Genomic DNA, 2,841 nt, shown 5'->3' with positions numbered 1-2,841 from the left:
ACTTCTTTACAACCACAACATTTTGAGGAATTTAAAGCACAAGGTGCAGCTTTTTCGCCAGTGTTTAAACCAAATGGTGGCAATGTAGTCAATATGGGTAATATTAATGCTAAAAACGTTACTTTGCAAGGTAATAAAGTAATGTTAAGTGCTGATACTAGTTGGGATGATAAAAATAATAAAATAAAATTCAATCAAATCACAGCAGATAGTATAGATTTAAAAGGTAATGAAGTTTATGTGGATATTTCTACTATAAATTCTAAAAACCTAACTACTGAAGCAAAAAATAAAGGAATTGCTTATTTAAGCACTACGGGTTATTATTATAATCCTACAAGAAAATACAATGATATTGTATTTACCACTAAAGGTAATATGGATAAAACATATAATCAATATATTAGTATAGGTTCTGACTTAGACTGGTGGCACTTTGCTAAAGGATGGAATGAAAAAGATGATTTTAGAAATAATGTAGTAGGGGATACTTTTAAACTTACTAATGATATAGATTTTAAAGCAAGTAGTGGACAAAACTATGCTAATTATTGGGTAGACTTAAATGGTGATGGTAAAAGACAAGCTAATGAATTTACTAATATGATAGTAGGATATAAGGGCTTGTTTTATACCGATAGTGGGATGGAAATAGATTCTACTTTTAACAAAACATTTGATGGTCAAGGATTTACACTTAAGAATATTAATATAGATACGACTAATATAAATGAAAAGCCTCAATATGTTGGTGTATTTGGGAAAGTTGGGAAAGCTCTTGGTGATACAAATGAAGGCAAAATAGAGATAAAAAATATTAATGTAGATTATATGGGAGGTGGTATTAATGCAAAAGATGCTGAAGCGGTTGGTGGATTTGTTGGACTTATTGATTTTAATGAGGCTGGTCTAGGAAAAATTGAAAATATTACTCTTAAAGATATTAGCAATATTAGCAATGCTAATTCTGAACAAGAATATATGTATTTTAGAATTGGTGGTTTTGCTGGTGCAATTTATAATACTGATGTATATAGTATAGAAATAAATGATATTGACAAAATCAACCAAGAAATACTGGGAAGTCGTTATGCTTTTTCTGAGATAGGTGGTTTTGCTGGTGTAATGAGTGGTGTAAAATTAAATAATATACGTGCACATGATATTGGAAATATCTATACTAATGCACATCGTTTTGATGGTACTGGAGCTGAAGTCTATATGGGTGGTTTTGTTGGTCATGTGTCTGGAGATGCTGAAATGAAGAATATATCTTTAAATGTAAAAGGCAATTTTTATAGTGAAAGCAATGAAGTCTATATGGGTGGTTTTGTTGGATTATACAATGATGGTAAAGCATACTTTAGTAATATTTTGGTTGATTTTAAAGGAAATATAACTTCTAATAATACTAATGGTAGTTCTTATATAGGTGGTTTTGTTGGTAGAGTAAGCGATATTAATGACAATAGCAGTACTTTTGAGAATATTTCTCTTGAAATTTCCGGAAAAGTTAATGCAGAGTCAAAAACAGAGGGTTATGAAAATTATATAGGTGGTTTTACTGGAACTCAATTTGGTATTTTCAAATTTAAAAATATTTATATGTATTTTGACAAAGATTTTAAGATTAATGGTGGTAGAAATAATATAGGAAAATTTTTTGGGCATGATTTTTATACAAATAATGCTTCTTATGAGAATATCCATATTTACCATCATGAAAACGATTTAACTTACGCAACAGCTGATAAAGATTATTGGAATAAACTACAAATTCATATTTACAATGATAGTAATAAAGATAAAGCTTATGATAATTTTAAAGAACAGACTAACACTATCTTTAAGCCTATGCCTCCTATAATATCACCATCACAAGATACAGATTATATCCCTAACACAGAAGATATCATCAGTGAAGAAGCTGTTTTAGATGAAAATGATCTTTACAAAGATATTATTATCAATGAAATCATAGCTGATTTGAAAAATAAATATTACTCCATCGATATAGCTGATTTGAAAGCTATTTTAGAAGCCTATAAAAATTTAGATAAAAATAGTGCTGAAGCTAGAACTAAGTTTATTATGGATTATTTCTTTGATAAAAATAATAAAGATAATCCCTCAATAGAAGAAGCTCAAAAAGAAATTTTCCAAAGCTTAGACTTTTTACTAGTTTATCAAGACAATGGCTTAGACAAAGCTAGTGATGATAAATTTGCAAGCAAAGAAGCTATAAAAGCTAAAAATGATATTTTAGCTGAAGTTTCAAATGCTCTTGAGAATAAAACAATTGCAAGTAATTTAGAAAATCTAAGTAATTTAAATGATAAAATCAACTCAGCTAACAATGAATTCAATAAGCAAGATTATTATAATCAACTTAATAAATTAGCTTCAGAATATAATAAATATGTAGAATTAATTAATAAAGGCTTAGCAAGTAAAGATGATCAAGCTTTTAAAGATATTAGCGATAGGTTATTTGCTTTAATAGCTCAAGCACAAGATGAAACTGAAGCTATAGAGCGTTTGATTAAAGACTTTGAAGATTTAAAAACGCAAGTAAGTAAAAATTCTAACGGACATTTTGTTGTTACAGGAGAATTATCAGCTATTAAAATACCTTATCCTATTTTAGCTTCTATTAAAGATGATAATGGTGGTGGTGAAATAGAAATACCTGATAAGCCTATTGATCCAGTAGAACCACCAATTGATAATAAACCAGATGATTCTTTGGTTTTTGAGCAAAGTTCTACTTTTAATTCTATAGGTAATAAAACTATAAACGAAGAAGAGGAAGAAGAAGAAATAGATGAAACTTCCTTACTT

At 28.5% G+C, this 2,841-nt stretch carries 1 protein-coding gene; it reads left to right on the top strand.

The window, feature by feature from the left end; all coding sequences use genetic code 11:
- A partial coding sequence (locus CAMP5053_RS07960; protein ID WP_337217613.1) for a hypothetical protein occupies window positions 1–2,841 on the top strand: 2,841 nt, incomplete at both ends.

This window comes from Campylobacter sp. S4:11, from assembly GCF_024723695.1.
Lineage (GTDB): Bacteria > Campylobacterota > Campylobacteria > Campylobacterales > Campylobacteraceae > Campylobacter_D > Campylobacter_D jejuni_C.
The sequence above is the reverse complement of the archived record's forward strand: the minus strand, read 5'-3'. Positions and strand labels throughout refer to the sequence as shown.